The sequence below is a fragment of the Hallella absiana genome, assembly GCF_025457485.1.
In the GTDB taxonomy this organism is placed as follows: domain Bacteria; phylum Bacteroidota; class Bacteroidia; order Bacteroidales; family Bacteroidaceae; genus Prevotella; species Prevotella absiana.
In genome coordinates this window covers 85,410-107,843 of the sequence record NZ_JAMXSP010000010.1, presented here as the reverse complement: position 1 = coordinate 107,843, position 22,434 = coordinate 85,410, and the positions used below count along the sequence as shown (strand labels likewise).

Sequence of the window (22,434 nt, the reverse complement as noted above, 5' to 3'; positions counted from 1 at the left end):
TTGCGGAGAATAAGATTAAATAGAGACGATTATGAAAGATTTTACTTTAAGAAAAAAGTTCTTAGATTGTAAAAGCGGAACCAGTAGTCTTTTTAAAGGCTTTGTTATGTTGGTAGTTCTGATGCTCATGACTACGAGTAGTGCGATGGCACAAGAAGCAAAATTTGAGGTGATTGATGGCTTTCGTTATTTGTTGGATTCTGATACGAAGACAGCTACACTTGTGCCTAAAACTGATGGTAAATATTCTGGTGATATTATTATTCCAGAGAAGGTTAAGGGTAATGATGGGGTAGAGTATGTTGTTACTTCATTGGGTGATCATTGCTTCGATGATTGCAGTGGTTTAACCTCTATCACCATCCCTTCATCTGTTACTTCATTGGGTAAGGCTTGCTTCTATGGTTGCAGAGGCTTAACCTCTATCACCATCCCTTCATCTGTTACTTCATTGGGTTCATCTTGCTTCGAATGGTGCAGTGGCTTAACCTCTATCACCATCCCTTCTTCTGTTACTTCATTGGGTGATTATTGCTTCTCTCTTTGCAGTGGCTTAACCTCTATCACCATCCCTTCATCTGTTACTTCATTGGGTGCTTCTTGCTTCTATGCTTGCAGTGGCTTAACCTCTATCACCATCCCTTCATCTGTTACTTCATTGGGTGCTTCTTGCTTCTCTGGTTGCAGAGGCTTAACCTCTATCACCATCCCTTCATCTGTTACTTCATTGGGTTTTGGTTGCTTCGAATATTGCAGTGGCTTAACCTCTATCACCATCCCTTCATCTGTTACTTCATTGGGTCAGTGTTGCTTCCAAGGTTGCAGTGGTTTAACCTCTATCACCATCCCTTCATCTGTTACTTCATTGGGTGGGGCTTGCTTCGAAGATTGTCAAAAACTGGAAAGTGTATATTTTAAAGGTAAATATTGTAGATCAAATTACGCAAACTTAAAAATACCAACGACAAGTATAATCAAGGTTCCTACAGAATACCTTCAGGAATATAAAGATGCCTTTGGCTCTGATTATAAATATATCTATGCCTGGAATCCAGACGAAACAGGAGATGATAACAAGCCAGTTACTCAGTGCTCTACACCATCTATCTCTTACGAATCAGGCAAATTGATGTTCGCTTGCGAAACAACAGGAGCAAAGTATCATTATACAATAACTGATACAGATATTAAGTCTGATGCGCTGAGCGAAAATGGGGAAGTATCTCTTTCTGCTGCCTATAATATTTCTGTTTATGCTACAGCAGATGGATATAAAGCATCTGATAAGGCGGAGGCAACGCTGTATTGGATTAATGCTAACTTGGATACTGGTACTAACATCAATATGGTAAGAACACGTGGCGTTGTGGCTTCTGCCCATGATGGTATTGTTACTCTCTCTGGACTTGATAATGGCGAAGTGGTGAAGTTCTATGCTACTGATGGCAAGTCTCTCGGCTCTTCGGTTGCAGCAAATGGTGCAGCCTCTTTTGCCGTAAACGAATCATTAGTTATCGCCAAAGTAGGTAAGGATTCTATAAAGATTGCGGTGAAATAATAATAAAACAATTATATTGCATAATTTAAGTTGTATCTGTTTACCACAATATGATTTCTTACATGAACTTTTAAATCTGCCGAATTGTCGAAAACAACAATAGAAACAAACGGAATATCAAAAGAGGTTTTGAGCAAATAGCGAAGGAATCTCCGTATATGAATAAGGTGTTGTGTCCATCGCGAGTTGGAATCTGAAAGAAGTCAGCGGCAAACATCTGCCCCGACGTACAGAAACCTAATACCAAGGCTTGCTTGCGAGGGAGAGGCGGCCTAAAGCGTCAAAGCCCTATAATAATAAAAACCATTAAAACTATGTAGAAATATTTGATTATTTGAATTCTTCTTCTTATCTTTGCGATATGAAGAGTGCTAAGGTGTTAAAGATATTGCATGTATCGCGCCAGACGCTCGTGCAGTACGTGAAGAAAAAAGATATAAGAGTCGTTAAGTTGCCAAACGGAACGTATGACTACAACGATGATGACGTATATCGCAAGGCCGGACTTGCTGCCGAAAGAATGAACGTGGTCTATTCGCGTGTATCAACGGCAAAACAAAAAACCGACCTTGATAATCAAGAAAAGACTTTGATTGACTATTGTAACAAGAATGGCATTAAGGTCAGCAAGTCTTATAAGGACATTGCGAGCGGAATGAATTTTGACCGCAAGCAGTTCAGACAACTTCTTGACGAGATACTTAATTTCAAAGTTAGCAGGTTGTACATTACGTACAAAGATAGACTTTCTCGCATATCATTCGATATGTTCAAGAGACTGTTCAGCGAGTTTGGATGCGAGATAATAGTCATCAATGATACGGACGATAAGGCAAACGAGACAGAGATATTCGAGGAAATCATTTCGATGCTTCATTGCTTCGCTATGCGGATGTATTCACGCAGGAGAAAAAAGAAACTCGAAATAATGGAAGAGGATTTGAAAAATGAGATTAGTCTATAAGTTTTACATACGCCACACGGAAGAACTTGACAGGTTGTTTAGAATTTCAAACAATCTGTACAATCAGGCGCTGTATCTGTTCCGTCAGCAATTGGATGCCGACGGTACGTGGCTATGGTATAACGACATGGATAAGCTCATGAAAAAGACCCTCAACCTTGAAGGCCAGTGTAACTACAGATTATTGAAATCACAATGCTCCCAGCAGGTGCTGCGTGTTCTCGACAAGAATATTAAGGCTTACTGTAAAAGTATTAAGGATTGGAAGAAACACCCCGAAAAATACAAGGGAGCGCCTAAGATGCCTAATTACCGAAAGCGTGGTGGTATGTTTAATATGTATTATACCAATTATGCGTGCAGTATTAAGGATGGGAGAATCCGACTTGCTAAGGGTTTGTTTGTCTCTGTACCCCAATGGGAGAAATATGGCGGGAATCTAAAGTCGGTACACCAGGTGCGCTTAATACCCAACAGCCGTAACATCAAGGTCGAAATTGTCTATGAAAAGGAAATAGAGCAAGCTGATGTTGATAAGACAAAATACGCTTCTATCGACCTTGGACTTGATAATCTCGCTACGATGGTTACTTCTGAAGGCTGCACGATTTATAGCGGCAAATATCTCAAATCTTACAATAACCACTTTAACAAAACACTCTCTCACTTGCAGTCTATCAAGGATCTGCAAGGCATAAAGCGAACGACAAGAAGAATCACTCGTATGTACGACAAGCGAGACCGCTATTTCGAGGATGCCTTTCAGAAGGTTAGCCGTCAGATTGTCGATACACTTGTGCGGAACCGTATAGGAACGCTGGTTGTAGGCTACAATGCCGGATGGAAACAAAACTCCGACATGGGCAAAAAGAACAATCAAAAGTTTGTTCAGATGCCTTTTGCGAGACTGGCAGACTATCTCCGCTATAAGTGCGAGATGATTGGAATTAAGTTCATTGTGCACGAGGAAAGTTATACAAGCAAGTGTGATGCTCTTGCTCTTGAACCTATTGGGAAGCATGAAACATATCTTGGACGCAGGGTAAAGCGCGGACTATTCCGTTCCTCGACCGGGAAGATGATTAATGCTGATCAAAACGGAGCCTTGAACATCCTTAGAAAAGTAGTCGGCGATTCCGAGTTCTCTCGGATAGTCGGTAGCGGGCACTCGTTATGTCCGATACGATACTGCAATCCGTTTCAAACGGTTGCAGGAAGTATGTAAAAAGTAGAATAATTATTAACACATTTAATACTTTTAATAACGTTAATATAGAGTATCTGATGGGGCTTGGCCATACCCCTGTCGAGCAATTCTGTTACAATTTGCCGCATCAACCAACTCTTTCCGGCTCGTCGTTGTCCGGTCATCACCTTGATGACTCGGTTGCCCGTGAAGGGCATGATGCGGTCGAGATAGAGTTTCCGTTCTATCCCATTTTCGAAATGGTTTCCCTGCCAATAGTTCAACCTCGATATTCTTTCCAACCTTTCGTCCATAGCTCTAATGTTTTTGCAAAGATAGCGATAAAAAATCAAATACACTTGAAAAACTACTGCAAATTACGCGAAAAATCAAATGTATTTGAAAAAATACGTGTTCATTCCGCTATGATTCATTTGTTCCTGTTACCCTTATGATGATCTTTTCGCTTGGGTGAGGGTGGGAGAAAATGCCAATACTATCTCTATACTTCTTGTCTCTATCTGTTTAGAAAACTGACAAAAAACGGGCTCTGAGAAGGCGAAAATTGAAAACGGATGGCCACTTGCTCGATTTTTCGCGAATTTTGGGCTATTTTCTAACTTGCTGAATATCAGTAACTTTGATTTTTAATCACTTTTTTATTGTGGAAAAAAGGCTGTTTTGACCCGATCATCTCACCGTTTTGACCCGGTCATCTCACCGTTTTCTCACCATCAAACAACTGAGATGACCGGATCATCTCGGTTGTTTGTCCGGGACAGCCTTGTTTTTTGTCATCAAGAGCCCCGTTTCTCATCGTTTTCGGCAAGGAATTTTCTCTGGAAGCGAAGGTCGGGATGAAGATGTTTTGTCAAAGAAAATAATGATGTTTTCCTGCTTTCGCCATTTCTTTGGATTGTGTCGGTGACTGTTTGCCGAGGCTATCGACGAAGATACCCGTGCACATTTCTTTGGCACCATGCCGCTTTTTGACGAAGACCTGCTGCATTGCGTGAAAGGCTTGAGCAACTAATCGAGCAGACAAAGAACTGCATGAACGCAGCCGCAAAGAACTTGAAGAAGCGTGACGTCAAGCCGATGCGGCAGAAGGGCGACGACTTCATCAGTGTCTTGCAATCCATCATCACCGTCATTGATGACCGCCAATGGCTTGTCGACAAGTTCGGCGATGAAGGCATCTATCAGGACGTTGCTGGACTGTGCAAGATTGCCACCATCGGCGAGATAGCCGAGAAGGACTATAGTCTCACTCCCGGTGCATACGTAGGCGTGGCGGCCCAGGAGGACGATGGCGTTGACTTCCACGAGCGCATGACCGAGATTCATGTCGAGCTCAACAAGCTGAACGCCGAGGCCAACAAGCTGATGGAAGAGATAAACAAGAACTGGGAGAAGATAAGTGGCTGATTATTTGGAAGAATCACAAGAAAAACTTATCTTTGCAATGTTATAATAAGAAAGGATATGGAAACGATGACAAGAGAACAAGCATTACAACGGCTTCATAATGCCAAGCAAGTGAAAAAGAACCTCGTCGACAAGTTGACGAAGATAGCCGTTGAAGAATATGAGAAGAGCAATGGCGCAAAGCCAACATATATAGAAGTTCTATGAAACTTGATGTTGACAAGATAAACGAGAAGTCACCTTATTTCGTCAACAGTATTGGAGACTCCTATGTGAGTTCGGTTATGTTTGGGGATGAGGCTGTTGCTTGATGACCATGTCACGACAAAGGGATTATTGCAATTAGAGTTGAAAGAATATTCACCTTAGACATGAAACTATTAGTTTTCGCGACGCGCGACGCGTCGCCTCCTATGAGAAGAAAAACACAAAAAGAGCCACCCCAGTCCAGTGTGGATCGAGATGGCTGACCTATATTATATACTACAAACGAATTTAACTTCTGTATGTCAATAGACGTTTACTTTACCACGAACTTCTTGCCGCCCTGGATGTAGACACCCTTCGGCAGGTTGTTCTTGCTGCTCATGCGCACACCGTTGAGTGAGTAGATCGGTGCGTTGGCAGTGTTCTGAGTGTTGGCGTTGATGGTCTTGATGCCTGTTGCACCACCCTTGGCCGTGTAGACAGTCACCTTGCCCAAAGCGTCGGAGATACGATAGAGGCTGAAAGGTTTGTCGCCAGCGAGCACAGCGGTCACAGGAGCGTTGTCCTGAGCAAGATACTCATCAAGAGAGGCTACGGAAGGATGGAGCGAAGTGCCGCCATAATTGCCCACAGAAGCCACGGTGACGATGTCGTCTGCTGTCGCGCCGTCTACCTTGAAGAACCAGTTGCTGATCCATGAGCCAGCGCCGTCGTCGCCCTTGCGGCCGTCGAGGACGAGGCCGATGCCCTGATAGATGTGTGCGGTGACAGGTACATAAGCTGCAGCGTCTGTCTGATTGCCGTCAGGACCGCAGGCGACGAGTCCGCCGATGACATTGGCGTCGGTGAAGGCAGAAGCCTTCTTGGTGTACTGCGGAATCACGTTGTAGACGATCTTCTTCGGAGAAGTGTTGCCGTCCTTGTCTACCTCTGTCTCAGTGGAGGACAGCCCGTAGAAGCGACCGTAGTTGGAATAGTTGTTGTTGACGTTGTCGCCTTTCTCAAAACCAGCTGCTGTAATGTCTTTCTCACTCATGTGAGCCAGGTCGATGGTCTTCTTCACCTCATACTCCACACCGTTCTCGACAGTGGTGTTTGTCGAGCCGTAGCCGAAAGCCTGAGAAGTGATTTCCAGCGTACCGGCCTGATCCACGTCGATAGTGATGGGGAAGGCTTTGGGATCAGTAGACTCAGTGACCTTACCGTCCTTGCCGGTGAACTTATAGGTGCCGTAGATAGCCGGTGTGAGCGGCGTGTTGCTGTTGTCACAAGTGACGTTGTAGGTCTTGGCATATCCGGCCTTGACGTTGACGACCTTAGCCTCGGCGGCAGGCAGAGCGATGACATTGTTTGTAACCTCGGTGACAACCTCGTCAGACTTCATGTTGTCGAGCGTAGTCCATGCTTTCAGCGTACCACTCTCGCAAGCGTCGGTGACGGCCTTGTCGGTGTTTTTGGGATCATAGTTGGGATTGTTGGACCAAGTGTAGGTGCCATTGTCCACGTCGGAGTAGTTGACATTGGTAGTAGTGCCGTTGAAGTCGAGATGCAGGATCTCGTCCTCTTGGAACTTGACGGTGTAGACGCGCTGCGCGTTGTTGACGCCCGTGAGCGTGACAGTCGGTGTGTTGGCAGCCGTCTTGTCCACGCTGACCTCGATTTCGTCGAACATGATGTCCGGGGTATAGCGGCCACCGAGGACATAGAGTCCTGTTGCGGTCATGTCCACGCCCTCTGGAACGGTATAGATTTCAGAGGCGATAGGATCATCGGAGGTTGCCGACAGAATAGTGTACTCCACAGTGCGTTCCTGCGTGTCGATGTCGAGCGTGACGGTGTAGTATGTACCTGCGGTGAGCGCCTTGTAGTTGGTTGAGTCACCGTTGATGGCAAAGTCCTGATCGCCGGAAGCTGATGCTGTGCGGCCGGTGTTGCCGAGCTGTGTGAGGTCGAAGAGCGCACCCTTGTTGTTGGTGCGGTAGTTGGCATTAGGCTTCTTATTGGCGATGGACTCTTCAGACATCACGGCGATCTCAGAAGTCATGTGATTGTTACCGAACTTGTTGAAGCAGAAGCCGAAGGTGATCTGGTAGCTGGTGAAGTCAGCGCTGAGTTCGTTCTTGATGAGTGCGGCGTCCCAGAAGAGGTGTGCCGAGCGGTCGTTGCCCGATGGGACGAATCTGAGGAACTTGCCTTTTTCGTCTGAGCCGATGCTCAGTCCTGCGGCAGCAGATGGTGAGGTCCATCCTGTCTCTGCCACGCTGGTAGCCGTCTCGAAGTTCTGGCTGTAGAGAACCTTCTTGGCGCTGGTACTCAGGGAGCAGAGCAGTCCCATGAGTACGAGAAATAGGTAATAAACGTTTTTCATACGCTTTGGTTTTTAGAATGTGATGTTATTAATGAATTGTTGCTTCGCGTGAGTCTGGACGGGGGACAGTCCCCGTCCAGTATAGCCGTTGAGAGTTGCAGACCTTATTTCCAACCTTCGTTCTGCGTGAAGTTGCAGTTGAGCGCGTCTTTCTGCGGGAAGGGGAAGAGATACCATTTGTCGTCCCAAGTGCGTGTGGCGATGGTCTGCTCTTCATATTTCATCGTGCCGTCGTCCAGGCGCGTGATCTTCATGCCGCGGATGTTCTTGAGATATTGCGGAGCCTCTTTCCAACGTCTGAGGTCGAAGAAACGGTGTCCCTCGAAGGCGAGTTCCACGAAGCGCTCATTCTCATATTTCTTTTTGAACGCGTCGAAGCTCAGTCCCGTAGCCATGTTGGGTTGCTTGGCTCTGGTTCTGACAACGTTGATAGCCTGTGCTGCTGTCATGGGCAGACCGTCGGGTGCCGTGTATCCGCTGCCGGTGTAGTTGAGTGCCGCCTCGGCATAGTCGAGATAGAACTCGGCGAGGCGGAAGATGACCCACTCGTGGGTGAAGCTGTTGGAACCGGTCTTGGCGATGATCGTTCCCTTGTTGACGTATTTCTTCAGATAGTATCCCGTTGGTGTGCCGTAGGTGACTGACGACGAGTTGGCTCCACCTTCAAAGGTCTCCAGAGCCGCCTTGTCGGGCCAGTTCTCGCCATTGACAGCCACGGTCAAGGCCAGTCGTGCGTCTCGATTCTTGTAGGGATCCTGCGGATCGTATCCGCTGCCCTGCTCGTCGATGGCTTTTCCGTTGGTCATCTCGTAGGCGTCCACGAGGTTCTGCGTGGGGCAGTTGCCACCGCCGGCATTCTCTATGCCGATGGGATAGTTGTATTTCTCAAAGGCGTTGCTGGCTGTCGTGCGTCGTGCGAAGATGATCTCTTTGATACCGTCCTTGTAGCTGTCCTTGTCGAAGAGCTTGCTGTAGTCGGGCAGCAGTCCCATGCCCTCCTGGCGTGCCTCGGCGATGACGGCGTTGCTGAGCTGCGCTGCTTTCAGCCACCGGCTCTTGTCGCCCTTGGTGTTGAAGAGCGGGCTGGCCCAATAGAGTGCGGCACGGGCACGCAGTGCCATGACGGCGAGCTTGTTGGCACGGCCTGTCTGAGCCTTGTAGTACGACATGTCGCCCAGGTCGCCATAGTTGACGATGATGCTGTCCTGGATGTCAGCGCATTCCTTGTCGATGAACGCAAAGATGGAGTCGGCGGGCATCTGTGGCAGGCTGTTGGCCTCGTTGGCCGTCATCGTGCGTGTCTTCAACGGCACGTTGCCGTAGCGCTTGACAAGCTCGAAGTAGAAGAAGGCACGCGCCCAACGCGCCTCGTAGCGATAGTTCTTATAGAGGAACATCTGCTGCTGGTAGTGCTCATCCTCGGTATACTCCGGGAAGGTGCAGTCGCTGAACTCGTCGAGCACGAGGTTGCTGTAGGTGATGCCGTCCCATGCTGATTTCCACACGCGCTCCTTGGCGTTGGTGGGTCCCCAGGCGCCGTTGTAGAAGTCCTCAATGGCGTTGCCGGGATGGGAGTAGACACTCTCGTCGGTGGCAGAACTGGACATGGCCCCGCTGTAATTGCCGAAGTCATAGTCGATGTCGTTGTAGATTTCGGTCATCAGTCCGCCCACGCGTTCGAACATTTTCTCTTCGTAGGCCTTGTCATGGACGTTGTACTCCTTGTAGTCCATCTTGTCGGTACAGGAGGAAACCAGCGTCATGGCCAGCAGACCGCTGAATATATATTTCGCTTTCATGGTATATCTTTTTGTTTTTTTACCTTTTACTTTTTTACCTTTTTACTTTTTACCTTTTTCAAAAGGTGACATTCAGTCCCACGATGACGCTTCGTGTGAGCGGGCTTGTGGCCCCGTAGCTCTCAGCGTCGACACTGCGGAGGTGGTCAAGGGTGAAGAGGTCATTGCCGCGCACATAGACACGTGCCTCGGAGAGAGCTTTGGTCTTGCTGAGTAGCGTCTTCGGCAGGTTGTAGTACACCTCGATGTTGCGCAGTTTGAAGTAGGCGCGGTTGCGGAGCCAGAACGAGCTGGTTTGATAGTTGTTGGCATTGCTGCTCGAACTCAGGCGTGGGTACTCAGCGTTGAGGTTGTCGGGTGTCCAGCGATGGTCGTAGACATCCTGCGAGAGCGTGCGGTTGTTGATGAGTCCCCAGTAATATCCGCTGGTGTTGAGCAGTGCGCTGTATCGGTCCACGCCCTGGAAGAGTGCGTTGAATCCCACGCCTTTGTACTCAGCACCGAGGTGGAGCGAATAGAAAATCTCGGGGCAGAGCGTGCTGTAGCCGATCTTTGTGCGGTCGTTGGCGTCGATCTTGCCGTCGTGGTTCACGTCCTCGTACTTGATGTCACCGGGCTTCACCTCAGAGAAAGTCTGTGGCGCGCTGGCCTCGATGTCGGCCTGGTCCTTGAAGAGTCCGACGGCCTTCAGTCCCCAGATGCTGTTGAGCGGGTAGCCAGTGGTGACGAGGTTGTCGTAGGCTCTCGGCTCTTCGGCCTGGTCCTTGATCTTGTTCTTGTTGAGGCTGAACGTACCGCCGATGTTCAGCGTCACGTCGCCTACCTTCTGGCTGTAGTCCGCAGCGGCCTCAAAGCCCCAGCTGTCCACGACGCCGGCGTTGATGTAAGGCGCGCTGAAACCGATGATGCTGCCATAGCTGCCGCTACCGTCGACCCAGATGTTGTTGCGGCGCTGGAAATAGCCGTCGATTTGCAGGTCGAGGCCGTGGAGAATGGAGGCATCGAGCCCCACATTATATTTATAGGCCTTCTCGTGCGAGGGGTTGTCGGTGGCCATACGTCCGAGCGTCGTCCGTCCCCACGAGCTGTCGTAGCTGGAGTCGAAGGGATAGGTCACGCCGTCGTTGCTGTAGCTCTGCGTGTAGTAGGTCCACACGTTGTCGCCGGGGAGATAGTCGGTGTTGACGATGCCGAAGGAGGCACGCCACTTGAGGAAGTCGACCCATTCGGCGTTTTTCATCCATGGTTCCTGGCTCATCACCCAAGCAGCACTGAACGTTGGCGCCACTGCCCATTTGGTGCCCGGTGCCAAGCGGCTGGAGCCGGTGAGCACCCACGCCATCTCTGCAATGTAGCGGTTACGATAGGCATAGTGTGTGAGCCATGAAGCAGTCTGACGATAGACCGAGGTGTTCACGCCCGTGGTGTTGTGGTATTCATATTCCCAGCGCAGCGAGGAGAAGAGGTAGTGAGCCTCTTGCAGCGTGCGCTCATAGTTCAGACCACCGTCGAAATGGAAGCGACGGTTGTAGGCACTGGTGTTGGCACCGATACCCTGCGTGCCTTTCTCGCCGCCGATGGAGTAAGTGCCGGGTGTGGGCACACCGTCGTTCCATGTGGCGGGAGCGTAGAAACCGTATTGGAAAGTCTTGCTGTGATTTTCGTAGAGCGTGGAGTAGGTGTCGTAGCCCATGCGTGCCGAGGCACTGAGTCCGGGAATGAACATGCCCAGATTCTGGCGCAGCGAGAGGTCGGCGTAGAGCGAGCGCTCATGAAGTTTGTAGTAAGCAGCGGCCGCCGTGTTGGCTACAGGGTTGTCGGTGCCTGCCCAGGTAGCACTGCCGCCCCACAGCCCGTCTTTCTGAAACTTCACGGGGAAGGCGGCCGACGGCAGGTTGTAGACCAGTCCCCAGAGGTTGGTGGCGTTGCCGGGCTGCGACATCTCGCTGAGCATGCCCAGCACGTTGACCTTCATCAGCGTGGTGGGGCTCAGGTCTATGTCGAGGTTGATGCGCATGTTGGCTCTGACATACTTGTCCTGTGTGTGGTTGCCGTTGTCGTCGACATCGTTTTTGATGAATCCCTTGTCCGACAGCAGGTTGAGCATGGTGTAGTATTTAAAATTCTGGCCACCGCCGTAGAACTCCGACGCGATCTTGTTGGTCATGCCGTGATGGCGGAAGGTGGCGTCAACCCAGTTGACGTTGGGGTAGAGGTCGGGATAAGCACCACTCTGGAAAGCACTGATCTCGTCGGCTGTGTATTTCGGCGCCTTGCCCTCGTTGGCCAGCGCCTCGTTCATGGCAGCGGCATAGGTGGGTGCGCTGATGAACTTCGGGCGGTTGATCTGATAGTTGAACAGATGGTCGTAGGAGACTCTGACGCCCTTGGAGTTGTACTTTCCGCGTTTGGTGATGACGTTGATGGCACCATTGGCGCCACGGTTGCCATAGAGTGCCACGGCGGCAGCGTCCTTGAGAATGTCGACATGGTCGACTTCGGTGGGGTCGATGATGTTCATGTCGCGCTCAATGCCGTCGACGAGAACCAGCGGCGCGCTGCCGCTAAGCGACTGCAATCCTCTGACATAGAATGTCGGGTTGGCACTGAAGTAAGTACCGGCGTTGCGCATGGAGACGAGTCCGTTGCCGCCAAGTCCCACGAGACCGTCGCTGATATTCTTTGACGAGCGTCTGCCGGTCTGCTCACCGCTGATGGTGGTTACGGCTGCAGTGGACTGCGCACGTGTGAAGTCCTTGTTGGCTCCCGTGGCTATGCTGGCCTTGACAAAGGCGTCGTGGCGGGCCAGCGTCGTATCGATTTGTGCTGCTGCGGGCAGGGCGGTTCCTGCCAGCAGGGCGAGCACGCAAAGTTGTGTCTTGTTCATATTCGTTATTAGTGCTTAAAGGAAGTAAGGCGCTTCACATGCATCATTCCCAGCCGGGGTTCTGCACGAGGCCGTAGTGCTTGTTGATTTCGGTTTTCGGGAAAGGCCACAGATACCACTTGGCGACTTCCTGCGACTGCGGGTCTTTGTCCCAGAGATAGTGCTGGCGGTTCTGGATGGTGAACTTCTCGTATTCAAAGCGTGTGGGCTCCTTGGCGCCACCGTCTTTGTTGGCTCCTCTCCAGGGGATGTACTGACGGATATAGCCACCGGTGGGTCCCTGTTCCATGCGATAAGTGATGAGTCCGTGGAGCTTCTTGGTCATCCAGTCCCCACGCTTGTAGCGGATCATGTCGTAGTAGTGGTTGTTGCTCAGTCCGAGCTCGCAGGCACGCTCACGCAGTATCTCGTTGATGAGGTTTTGCTTGTTGCTGTGCAGGTCGAGGCTGGGATTCTTCAGTGCCAGACCTTTCAGTCCTACGCGTGCACGAACGATATCGACTTGTTTGAGGGCATCGTCGAGGCGGTCGCACTGTGCGAGGCACTCGGCATACATCAGATACATCTCGTCGAGGCTGAGGTAGACCCACTGCGTGAATTTGCGCAGGTAGTCTTGGTTCATGTAGTATTTGTTCTGGTCGTAGCCAGTGGCATAGCGGCTGGATAGCGCCTCGGTCTTGACAACCTCTTTGCTCGTCTCGTCGTAGCGGGCAACGGCGTTTCCGGCATCAGCACCGCCGACCCAGAGCTCGTAGACGTCACCGTTGGACTTGCCGGTGGTCCAGTCGAGTGAGGTCATCTGTCCGTTGACGATGCACTCCTCGTAGAGGCGTGGGTCACGGCTGGCTGTCTTCTTAAAGCCACCGCGTACCTTCTCATATTTATAGAAGAGCTGTCCCTTGGCGCCTTCTACCTTGCCTTTGATGCTGTCGCTCTTCCAGTCGAAGGGCGTGCCGTCGGCCCAGGGGAACATCTCTACATATTCTTCAGTAGGCAGACAGTTTTGTCGGGCCGGGTTGTCGAGCCACTGGTGCCAGGTATAGGTGCCGGACTTGTAGGCGTCGACACCGCCCACGCGGGTAGAGTGGAGGATCTCTTTGCTGCCCTGATAGGCGTAGCCCATGCGATAGGCCTGACGGTAACCGTCGGGAGTCTTGGACTCAGCCTGTGTCAGCTCATACCATCCGTTGGCGTTGAGCGCATCGAAGAAGTCCTGGCAGGCCTTGAGAGCTTTCTCCCAACGCTCCTGCTTGAAGTCGCCGTACCATACCATGTGCTTCTGCTCAGCTTCGGAGCTTCCGCCGTAGTAGCCTTGTGCAGCATTATAAATAGGAGAAGCGGCGAAGGTGAGTATCTTGGCTTTCAAAGCCATGGCTCCGGCCTTGGTCCATCGTCCGGTATTGTTCGTGGCGTCGGTCTCGGTGGTGTTGCCGTTGTAGGCCCAGGGCAGTGCACCGGAGTTGATGGCCTGGTCGAGCTGGTCGACCATGAAGGTGACGGTGGAGTCGAGGGTAGCGCGCGGCATGTCGTAGGAGCCTTCCGTGCCCGAGTAGGAGTGGTCGATGATGGGCAGTCCGCCATAGACAGCGAAGAGATCGAAGTAGCGGGCTGCGATGAGACAGCGGGCCTGGGCCGTAAAGCTCTGCTTTTTCTCTTCAGAGAGTCCGGGCACGTTGTTGACGTTCTCGATGAGCAGCCAGGCAGCGCGCACAGCTTTCCACACGTTGTCGTTCTTGTAAGACAGCAAAGGATCCTGGTTGGCATCGAGTGTACCGGAGTAGTAGGCCTTGTAGATGGTGTTGTTGTCCCAGTGCATCACCCAGCAGTCGGTGAGCTGGTCGAACTTGCCGCTCCAGGGACTGGCCGATGTGCCGCAGTTGCTGTTATAGGGCAGTCCGTAGTATTGCAGGGCATAGATGGAGTTGAGAAACTGCTCGGTGTAGATCGGGCTGTTGAACACCGTATCCTTGGTCACCGTGGAGCCCGACGGTTTCTCCAGCGCGTTGCTGCCGAGTTTGATTTCGTCGGTGCACGATGTGGTGGCGATCGTGGTGAGGGCAGCGAGTGCGATTCCGGCGAAGAGTTGTATATGTGGTTTCATGATAGTGTTTTTATTTTTAGAATGCTACTTTCAGGCTTGCAGTATAGGTGCGGTTGAGCGGGTAGGAGGGCGCATTGCTGGCGCGAGTCTCTGGGTCGCCCCACTTATACGGAGTGATGGTGAAGAGGTTGTAGGCGCTCAGAGCCAGTTGCAACTGGTTGAGGCCGAGGGTCTTCATCAGTGGGAAGTGGAAGTCATAGGCCACTTGAATGGTCTTCAGCCTGAGGTATTTGGCATCTTTCTCGTAGAGCGTGCTGGTGGCGTAGTTCTGTGCGGCGTTGGTCCAGGTGGCTCTTGGGTACTCAGCACTCTGCGAGGGGTTGTTGGGATTCCATGTGTTTTCGACCTGGAACTGTAGCAGTCCGCCCTCTGTGGTGGAGTTGGAGCTGAAGAAAGGCTGGCGGAAGATGTCGCTGAGCATACGGCTGACGTTCCACGCGCCGGTGAGCTGGGCAGAGAAGGAGAAGTTCTTCCACTGCATGCCGAGGTTCAGGCCGGCGATATACTGTGGGTCGTCGGTGAAGCCATAGTCGTAGCTGGCATCGTCGCCGTCGATCTTGCCGTTGCCGTCGAGGTCGACATACACGGCGTCACCGGGCTTGAGGTTGGCGACCATCTGCGTGGGGAACGACTTGGCACCGAACTCCTTCATATAGTCTTGCTCGCAGCCCTCGTAATAGAACTTCCAGAACTTATACTGGCTTCTTGCGCCGATGCGGTGGTTTTTCTGATATTGATATTCGTTGGTCTGCGGAGCTTCCTTTCTCTCCACCACCTTGTTTTGGTTGTAGGAAAGGTTGCCCTTGATCCAGTAGCGGAAATCTTTGCCGATCTTGTCGTTCCAAGTCACAGTGATTTCATAGCCCCACGACTTTGCCTCACCGAGGTTGGCGGCAGGCAGCGAGAAGCCGAGCGTGGTCGGTGCGGTCTGGTCGATGAGCAGGATGTCGGTACGATGCTCACGATAGTAGTCGAAGCTGGTCTCCAGTTTGTCGCGGAGGAAACGCATGTCGAAGCCGTAGTCCTGCTTGAAGGCTTTCTCCCAAGTGACGTCGGGATTGTTTTTCTGTGCTTCGATAGCTCCTTGCTTTGTCGTTCCGTTCTCCACACCGAAGTTGTAGCCATAAGAGCCGCCGTCTTTGCCGGTACGGTTGAAGAGCGCACCTTGGTTGACGTTGTAGGCATCGGGCAGATACATGAATCGTGTACCACCGATGCGGTCGTTACCGACGAGACCCCAGGAGGCACGCAGCTTGAGGAAGCTGACCACCTTCTTGATGGGCTTGAAGAAAGGCTCATCGCTGGCTACCCAGCCGAGAGAGCCGGCGGGGAAGAAACCGAAACGCTTGTTGGGCGCGAAATTCTCTGAACCGTTGTAACCCACGTTGAACTCTGCCATGTAGCGGTTGTTCCAGTCATAGGTCACACGGCCCACGAAGCCGAGCAGTCCGTGGCGGATGTCGCTATAGGTGCTGGGATAGTATTGCTGGCTTTGGTTGTAGAGGGCCAGGGCGGTGATCGTATTGAGTCCGAAGGAACGGTTATAGTTGAAGGCAGTCTCGAAATACCACTGTCTTGCCTTGCTGCGGCTCTCGCTGTATCCGGGCTCCGTGGTATCGCCGTTCTTGCGGTAGCCGAAGATGTTCTGTCCGTTCTCGTCGAGGCCCTTCCAAATAGGATTATAGGTAGCTACGGTCGCGCTACCGTTCTTGTAGACATAATAATCGGTGTGGTATGAGCCCTTGGCGTGCCAGGAGAGTCCTTTGGTGATCATGCCGAGATCCTGCTTGATCTGGAGATCCATGGAGAGATTGTTTCGGTTGGTGTTCATGAATCCCTTGTTGTAATAGTTGCCCAAGGGGTCACCACCGACGAAGGGCAGCACGTTGCCGTCAAGGTTGTCCTTGGTGCTGGCTGAGTTGATGATGTAGCGTCCGTCGATGATACCGGGACTGGAGAACGGCGTGGAGTAATACATATATTTAATGATACCCGCGGATCCCTGGCCGTTGTATGGCTTTTTGGCTTCGTCGACGATGCCGTTGAGGTTAGCGCTTAACGTGGTGGTGTTGGTGACATTAATGTCGATGTTGGCGCGATAGTTGAAACGATGATAGCGGAAATCATTGACATAGCTTTGGTCGAACTGCTTGAAGAGTCCTCCTGTGGTGTACATGCTGGCGCTGATGAAGTACTTCACCTTCTTCGTGCCGCCGGAGATGCTGAGGTTGGACTGTGTCTGCATGGTCGACTTCTTCATCACGTAGTCGGTCCACTGCGTGTTGGGGAAGCGGATGGGATCACTGCCGTCGCGGAACTTCTGGATGACAGCATCGGAGAAACGGTGGCCCGAGCCGTCGTTCTCGTCCATCTGATTGTAGAACATCGCGTAGTCGTAGCTGCTGGCCTGCTTGATGAGGCGGTTGGGCACGAGGATGGAGAAGTTGGTTGAGGCGGCGATGCGTGCTTTGCCTTCCTGTCCACGCTTGGTGGTGATGAGGATCACGCCGTTGGCGCCGCGTACACCGAAGACGGCGGTGGCGGAAGCATCCTTGAGCACGGTGATACTCTCAATCTCGTTGGGGTCGATGTTGTCGAGTGATCCGTCGACGCCGTCAATCTGTACCAGAGGGTTGGTATCGACCCATGTGCCCTTGCCGCGTACAAAGATGGTGGCGGCGTCACTACCCGGCTCACCGGAATACTGCACGGTGGTCACACCAGAAAGTTGACCGGCGAGCACATTGTTGACCGAGCTTACGGGTGTGCGTACGAGGTCTTCGCCCTTCACTGAAGAGAGGGCACCGGTGACGGTGACTTTTTTCTGCACACCGTAGGCGACGACCTCTACGCCTTGCAGGCTGGTGGCTTCCTCCTTGAGCGTGACGTGCATGTTGGTGCTGGCCGTCACGGTCTTGGTGATGTATCCTATATACGAGATCTTCAGCTTAGAGCCAGGCTTAGCTTTAATGGAGAAGTTGCCGTCGAAATCGGTGACAGTGCCCTGTGCGGCACTGCCTCCCACGACGACGATGGTGGCACCGATGACAGCCTCACCGTTCTCGTCAACCACGTTGCCGCGGATGACCTGTTGGGTTTGTTGCAGGCTTTCGGCCCATGTAGCTTGCGGGGCAGCGAAGGGAGGCGTGAGCGTCAGAGCTGCTGCCACGAATGCTGTGCGCAAGGCTTTCTTGCCTTGAATCGTGTTGGATGGGTTCATTTGCTTTAGGCGTTTATAATTGATGTAGGTGTTAATATCTTGATGAGTGGTAGGCATTTTAGCTGTAGGCATTCATGTCTTTAGTCTGTTGGTTTTTGTGAACCGATGCAAAATTAAAGTAATATTGTCTTTTTCCTTTGGTGAAATTGTACGAAACTCGGCAATTGCGTACGATTGTCCTATAGAAAAGGAAGAAAAACAACCTCACCCCAAGCTCCTTTCTCTTGGGAGAGGGACTTGGGGTGAGGCTGTTGAGAGGGGCGATACGGTAAGAGAGGAGGGATGGGGAAAAGAGTGGCCTATCCCCTGTATCTGCTTGGTACCGTGCCGAAGGCGGCCTTGAAGCATTTGTTGAAGTACGACGAGTCGGGGATACCCACACGGTAGCTGACTTCCGAAACCGTGTACTTGCCCTCGAGCAGTAGCTCGGCAGCCTTGTCCATACGACGTTTCATCAGATATTTGTTGGGCGACATGCCGTAGAGTTCCTTCATCTTGCCATAGAATTTTGTACGGCCCATGGTGAGCATGGCAGCGAGCTGGTCGATGGAGAAGTTCTGATCGGTGAGATGCTGCCCCACAAGCACTTCGACCTGTTCGCGGAAACGCTTGTCGGCAGGACTGGTGAGGATCACCTCGTCGACCGATGACAGGGTGACAGTGGGCGACGCCGTTGTCTTGTGTTCCTTTGAGGGCTGTTGCTTGTTTCGCTGCTGCCTCCACTTGATGAGCTGCATGGCACGGGCGATGAGCAGTCGGTAGTTGCATGGCTTGACCATATAGTCGTCGGCTCCTGCCTGATAGCCTTTGATCTGATGCTCCTCGTCGTCGAGGGCGGTGAGCATGATGACGGGGAGGTCGGTCAAGCCCTCCTGTTTGCGTATGCCGCTGATGGTGTCGTAGCCGTTGATGCCGGGAAGCATGATGTCGCAAAGCAGCAGGTCGGGCTTTTGTCCGGCAATGTCGCGTAGCGCATCCTCACCGGTGCTGTAGGTCACGGTGCGGAAATATTTGCCTACCTCAGTCTTGATCTGCTCCTGCATATCCGGTGCGTCCTCGACAATGGCCACGAGCTGATGGTTGAGCGCGTTGGGTGCCATGTCTTGTATGATTTGCAAGCTCTGGCTGTGGTCCTCATCGTTGTCGTGGCATTGCGGCTCTTTTTGATATTCTTCCAGCGTGTAGCTCTCTTCGTTGTCGGGGATGGAAAGGATGAACCGGGAGCCGCCCTCAGTGGAGGCGCGCTGATAGACAAGCGTGCCGTGGTGGACCTTGGCCATGTTGTAGGCCGTGTAGAGTCCGATGCCCATGCCGTTGTGCGAGACATAGCCGCTCATATAAGGATGGAAGACACGCTCTTGCTGGTCGGTGCTGAGCCCCGGTCCGTCGTCTTCTACGGTGATGACGAGCTGGCGCGCCGTAGTGTCCTGTCGGACGGAGATCGTCACCTCTCCCTTCTCGGGCGTGTATTTCACGGCGTTGGAGAGCAGGTTGTAGACGATGGTCTCCACAGCCTGTGGGTCGAAAGCCACGTCGAACGACTTGGCAAAGGTCACGAAGTTATAGTTCAGATGCTTTTGTGTGGCCATGCCCCAGAGGTCCTGGTAGATGTCGCGGAGGAAGGCGATGATGTCGCCGCTCTCGACTTGCAGCCGGATGTTGCCCGTGTTGAGGCGCCGGAATTCGAGGAACTGGTTGACGAGGCGCATGAGTCGGTGTATGCCGCGCTGTGCCGTCTGTATGTCCTTGCGCGAGGGCTTCTCGGGCTTGGCGATGTTCTCTACCGCATAGGAGAGCACGGCGAGGGGCGTGCGGAACTCGTGGGTGACGTGGGTGAAGAACGAGGTGCGCATCTCGGTGAGCTGTTTTTCCATCTTCATCTGCTGGTGGAGTCGCAGCCGCTCACGTGCGCTGCGAGAGATGTAGAGGATGATGGCGGCAATGAGCGCGAGGTAGAACGCCCAAGCCCACCACGTGTTGTACCACGGCTCGCTGATGTGGATGGTGAGCACACGCTCCGGTCCTACGGCGTCCTGCGTCACGGCACGCACGTGGAAGACGTAGGTGCCGGGGGCGAGATTGGAGTATTCGGCGTGGGGTGTGGCTGTCACCGGTCGCCACTGATGGTCGACGCCCTCCATATAATATTGGTATAGCTGCGCCTGCATGTTGCTGTAGGCGAAGGACGAGAAGTGGATGGTGAGCGAGTTTTGCGTGTGGCTGAGCGTGAGCCTGGCTGTGCTTTGCAGCGGACGGGCGAGTACGACGGAGTCAAGTCCCTCGTAGATGGAGATGCCGTTGATGAGCAGGTCGGTGATGAGCACGTGTGGCGCGGCGAGCCGGCGGTGGAGTTGCTCATGTGCGGGGTTGATGGTAACCATGCCGTTGCCCGTGCCGAAGATGATGCGGCCGTCGGGTAGTCGCAGCGCACAGTTCTCGGCGAAGGTGTTGCCCAGTACGTCGTTGGTGAGCTGGTAGCGTCGGATGTAGTTGTCGTGTGGATCTATACGTGAGAGTCCGTTGTCGGTACCAGCCCACAGATAGCCATAGCGGTCGGTGATGAGCGATTTGATGTTGTTGTTCGATAAGCCGTTGCGCTCAGAGAGTACATGGTAGGTCATACGGTCCAGGCCTTGGGAGAAGTCGCAACGGATGAGGCCGCCTACCGTGCCTACCCATACTGTGGTGGGCGTGGTGGCGCACACGCAGGTGATTTCGTCGGTGGGGAAGCGTCTGTTGAGCACGCCGTACCAATGGAAGTCCTGCGGTCGGATGTCGCGATGGTTGATGTTGGCGGCATAGATGCCGTTGAAGGTTGCCACCACCATTAGTCCTGCCGTCGTGATGGTGATGTCGTGGATGCGGCTCTCGTTGTATTGATTGCTAATGATGTTGTCGACGTCGAGTCGGTTGCCCCGGATGGCTTTCACCAGGAAGAGACCTTGTCCCCAGCTGCCTATCCACATGCGTCCGAGACGGTCTTCGGCCAGCGCGTAGAAGTCGTTGATCTCTACGCGCTTACCCCTGACATAGAGCGTCATCTGTTGTCCGTCGCGCCAGACGCCATTGCCGCGTGTGGCCAACCAAGTATGGTGCTGGCTGTCGGTGAGGCTGTTGAGGATCGTAGCCGTGACGGCTCCCTTGTAAGCAAAAGCGTGCTGCGTCATGTCGTAGGAGTAGAGCTGGTTGTCCTTCGCCATCACCATCAGTTGTCCTTGCGGGCTGAGATAGAGATAGCGCACGAAGTTGGTCCAGTCGCCCTGCCGTTGTGCGTCAATGAGATCAAAGGCGGCACTGTTGTCCGAGGGTGTGAGACAGACCACACCGGCATTTTCCATGCTCACCCAGATGGATCCCGTGCGGTCAGTGGCCACGTTGATGATATAGTTCGAGGGGATGATGGCATCGCGGTCAGCGGCAGTGTAGTGGTCGATGTGGCCTGTGGCATAGTCATAGACAAAGAGTCCGCCGCCGTAGGAGCCGATATAGTATTTCCCGTCGTGTCCTTGGGTGACGGCGAAGATGGTGTTGCGCTCCTTGTTGGCTTTCAGTCCGGGTATGAGATCCAGTTTTCTTACGGGCCCCTTCGGGGAAAATATCCACAGGCTGCCGCTTTGGTTGGCGACGAACTGCAAGTTGTCGACGGTGCTTTGTACGGCCCCTTTAGGTATCTGCAGCGCTTGCGGCCGGCTCCAGCCCCATGTGACATGGTTGTGCATTCGCCTGGGTTGCAGCAGCAGAGAGGCCTCGCCAGCGCAGAGCAGCCATTGTCCCTGCCAGTGTACACAGCCCTTGATGGCTCCGATGTGTCCGATGTTTTGCGGCAAGGTGGTGCGGCAGAGCAGACGTCCGCCAAGGTCGAAGACATAAGCGGTTTGGTTGATTTTGCTGAAAGCGAGTACGCGGTTGCCGTTGGCATAGCAGCCTAAGAAGTTGACGTGTGGCAGCAGGATGCGTGCGCGGCCGTGGCTGTCGATGCGTGCGAGTCCCCGGTCGGTGGCCGCCCAGATGTTGTGTTGCGTGTCTTCCTCAATGGTGAGCACACGGTCGCTCAGGAGTCGGTGGTTCTTGGTGGTGTAGTCCACGATATGGAAGCGGCTGCCCTGTTGGATGACGTGGCGCAGTCCCAGTGTGTTGCTGCTCATCCACACGCCGTCGGCCACGGCGAGGGCTTTGCGGTAAGGACGCTCGGTGTCGTGCCGGCCGGTGAAGTCGACGAAACGTCCGCTGCTCAGGTCAAGACAAGCGTGGGTATAGGTCGACGTGCTCAGCCACAGCGTGTGGTGACTGCGGTCGAGATAGAGTTTGCCGATGTGCTGCGGCAATGCGTTCTGTCCTTGTGACCCGAAGTTGTTGAACGGTACGAAGCGATAGCCGTCGTAGCGGGCCAGTCCGTTGGTGCCCGCCATCCAGAGAAAGCCATCGTCGTCCTGCACGATGTCGCGAATGGTGTTGCCCGGCAGTCCTTGTGCCGAGGTGATATGTGTCATCTTTAGGCGGCCGGGCATGCGCTCACCCAGGAGGCTGGCCGGAAGACAGAGTACGGCGGCGAGCAATAGTGCCCGCATATATATATAATAGGTGTGCAAGATGTTAGTGTAGTTTAGTTTTAGTATTGCAAAGTTACGAAAGATTTCTGAAACGAACGTACAATATTACCAATTAATGTACGCTTATACCATAGACGGACGGTAGGATCTGCGTATTTTTGCAATA

At 52.6% G+C, this 22,434-nt stretch carries 12 protein-coding genes; 5 read left to right on the top strand and 7 right to left on the bottom strand.

Annotated features, from left to right (window positions below):
* The first annotated feature begins 31 nt into the window (after positions 1-31).
* From NG346_RS07035 to NG346_RS07025, 3 genes are all read left to right on the top strand, one after another.
* Positions 32-1,558 carry a leucine-rich repeat domain-containing protein gene (locus tag NG346_RS07035; protein WP_262288504.1) on the top strand — a complete coding sequence of 509 codons (1,527 nt, stop codon included), beginning with the start codon at positions 32-34 and terminating at the stop codon, positions 1,556-1,558.
* 361 nt (positions 1,559-1,919) lie between these two features.
* A complete protein-coding gene (locus NG346_RS07030; protein WP_154533826.1) occupies positions 1,920-2,522 on the top strand; it encodes an IS607 family transposase in 603 nt (200 codons plus the stop codon).
* On the top strand, positions 2,506-3,747 hold the full coding sequence (locus tag NG346_RS07025) for an RNA-guided endonuclease InsQ/TnpB family protein (protein ID WP_262288503.1): 1,242 nt from the start codon (positions 2,506-2,508) through the stop codon (positions 3,745-3,747). Before NG346_RS07030 ends, NG346_RS07025 begins: the two co-directional genes overlap by 17 nt.
* Here NG346_RS07025 and NG346_RS14590 read toward each other — a convergent pair.
* Complete coding sequence (locus NG346_RS14590) at positions 3,723-3,893, bottom strand: AAA family ATPase (protein ID WP_396266749.1); 171 nt, start codon at positions 3,891-3,893, stop codon at positions 3,723-3,725. The two genes, NG346_RS07025 and NG346_RS14590, sit on opposite strands and share 25 nt — an antisense overlap.
* An 868-nt stretch (positions 3,894-4,761) precedes the next feature.
* On the opposite strand from NG346_RS14590, the gene NG346_RS07020 reads away from it, so the two are divergent.
* Entirely contained in the window at positions 4,762-5,136 is a 375-nt protein-coding gene (locus NG346_RS07020; protein ID WP_262288502.1) for an SAM-dependent methyltransferase, read from the top strand.
* Between the two features lie 57 nt (positions 5,137-5,193).
* Positions 5,194-5,343, top strand: a complete 150-nt coding sequence (locus NG346_RS07015; RefSeq protein ID WP_206081711.1) for a hypothetical protein — start codon at positions 5,194-5,196, stop codon at positions 5,341-5,343.
* Positions 5,344-5,656: 313 nt separating this feature from the next.
* Here NG346_RS07015 and NG346_RS07010 read toward each other — a convergent pair whose 3' ends face one another.
* From NG346_RS07010 to NG346_RS06985, 6 genes are all read right to left on the bottom strand, one after another.
* Entirely contained in the window at positions 5,657-7,711 is a 2,055-nt protein-coding gene (locus NG346_RS07010; protein ID WP_262288501.1) for a hypothetical protein, read from the bottom strand.
* Between the two features lie 104 nt (positions 7,712-7,815).
* Positions 7,816-9,510 (bottom strand): RagB/SusD family nutrient uptake outer membrane protein, encoded by a 1,695-nt coding sequence (locus tag NG346_RS07005; protein WP_262288500.1) that lies wholly within the window; start codon positions 9,508-9,510, stop codon positions 7,816-7,818.
* Positions 9,511-9,568: 58 nt separating this feature from the next.
* Positions 9,569-12,397 carry a SusC/RagA family TonB-linked outer membrane protein gene (locus NG346_RS07000; protein ID WP_262288499.1) on the bottom strand — a complete coding sequence of 943 codons (2,829 nt, stop codon included), beginning with the start codon at positions 12,395-12,397 and terminating at the stop codon, positions 9,569-9,571.
* A 43-nt stretch (positions 12,398-12,440) separates the two neighbouring features.
* Positions 12,441-14,498 (bottom strand): RagB/SusD family nutrient uptake outer membrane protein, encoded by a 2,058-nt coding sequence (locus tag NG346_RS06995; protein WP_262288498.1) that lies wholly within the window; start codon positions 14,496-14,498, stop codon positions 12,441-12,443.
* Positions 14,499-14,514: 16 nt separating this feature from the next.
* Positions 14,515-17,718, bottom strand: a complete 3,204-nt coding sequence (locus NG346_RS06990) for a SusC/RagA family TonB-linked outer membrane protein (protein ID WP_262288497.1) — start codon at positions 17,716-17,718, stop codon at positions 14,515-14,517.
* A 299-nt stretch (positions 17,719-18,017) separates the two neighbouring features.
* Positions 18,018-22,286 carry a response regulator gene (locus tag NG346_RS06985; protein WP_262288496.1) on the bottom strand — a complete coding sequence of 1,423 codons (4,269 nt, stop codon included), beginning with the start codon at positions 22,284-22,286 and terminating at the stop codon, positions 18,018-18,020.
* Positions 22,287-22,434 lie beyond the last annotated feature (148 nt).

Bases quoted from the DNA above. Each gene is read 5' to 3' on its own strand.
- NG346_RS07005 (WP_262288500.1), bottom strand. From the start codon at position 9,510: ATGAAAGCGAAATATATATTCAGCGGTCTGCTGGCCATGACGCTGGTT.
- NG346_RS07020 (WP_262288502.1), top strand. From the start codon at position 4,762: ATGAACGCAGCCGCAAAGAACTTGAAGAAGCGTGACGTCAAGCCGATG.
- NG346_RS07015 (WP_206081711.1), top strand. From the start codon at position 5,194: ATGGAAACGATGACAAGAGAACAAGCATTACAACGGCTTCATAATGCC.
- NG346_RS14590 (WP_396266749.1), bottom strand. From the start codon at position 3,893: ATGACCGGACAACGACGAGCCGGAAAGAGTTGGTTGATGCGGCAAATT.
- NG346_RS06995 (WP_262288498.1), bottom strand. From the start codon at position 14,498: ATGAAACCACATATACAACTCTTCGCCGGAATCGCACTCGCTGCCCTC.
- NG346_RS07030 (WP_154533826.1), top strand. From the start codon at position 1,920: ATGAAGAGTGCTAAGGTGTTAAAGATATTGCATGTATCGCGCCAGACG.
- NG346_RS07000 (WP_262288499.1), bottom strand. From the start codon at position 12,397: ATGAACAAGACACAACTTTGCGTGCTCGCCCTGCTGGCAGGAACCGCC.
- NG346_RS07010 (WP_262288501.1), bottom strand. From the start codon at position 7,711: ATGAAAAACGTTTATTACCTATTTCTCGTACTCATGGGACTGCTCTGC.
- NG346_RS07035 (WP_262288504.1), top strand. From the start codon at position 32: ATGAAAGATTTTACTTTAAGAAAAAAGTTCTTAGATTGTAAAAGCGGA.
- NG346_RS06990 (WP_262288497.1), bottom strand. From the start codon at position 17,718: ATGAACCCATCCAACACGATTCAAGGCAAGAAAGCCTTGCGCACAGCA.
- NG346_RS07025 (WP_262288503.1), top strand. From the start codon at position 2,506: ATGAGATTAGTCTATAAGTTTTACATACGCCACACGGAAGAACTTGAC.
- NG346_RS06985 (WP_262288496.1), bottom strand. From the start codon at position 22,286: ATGCGGGCACTATTGCTCGCCGCCGTACTCTGTCTTCCGGCCAGCCTC.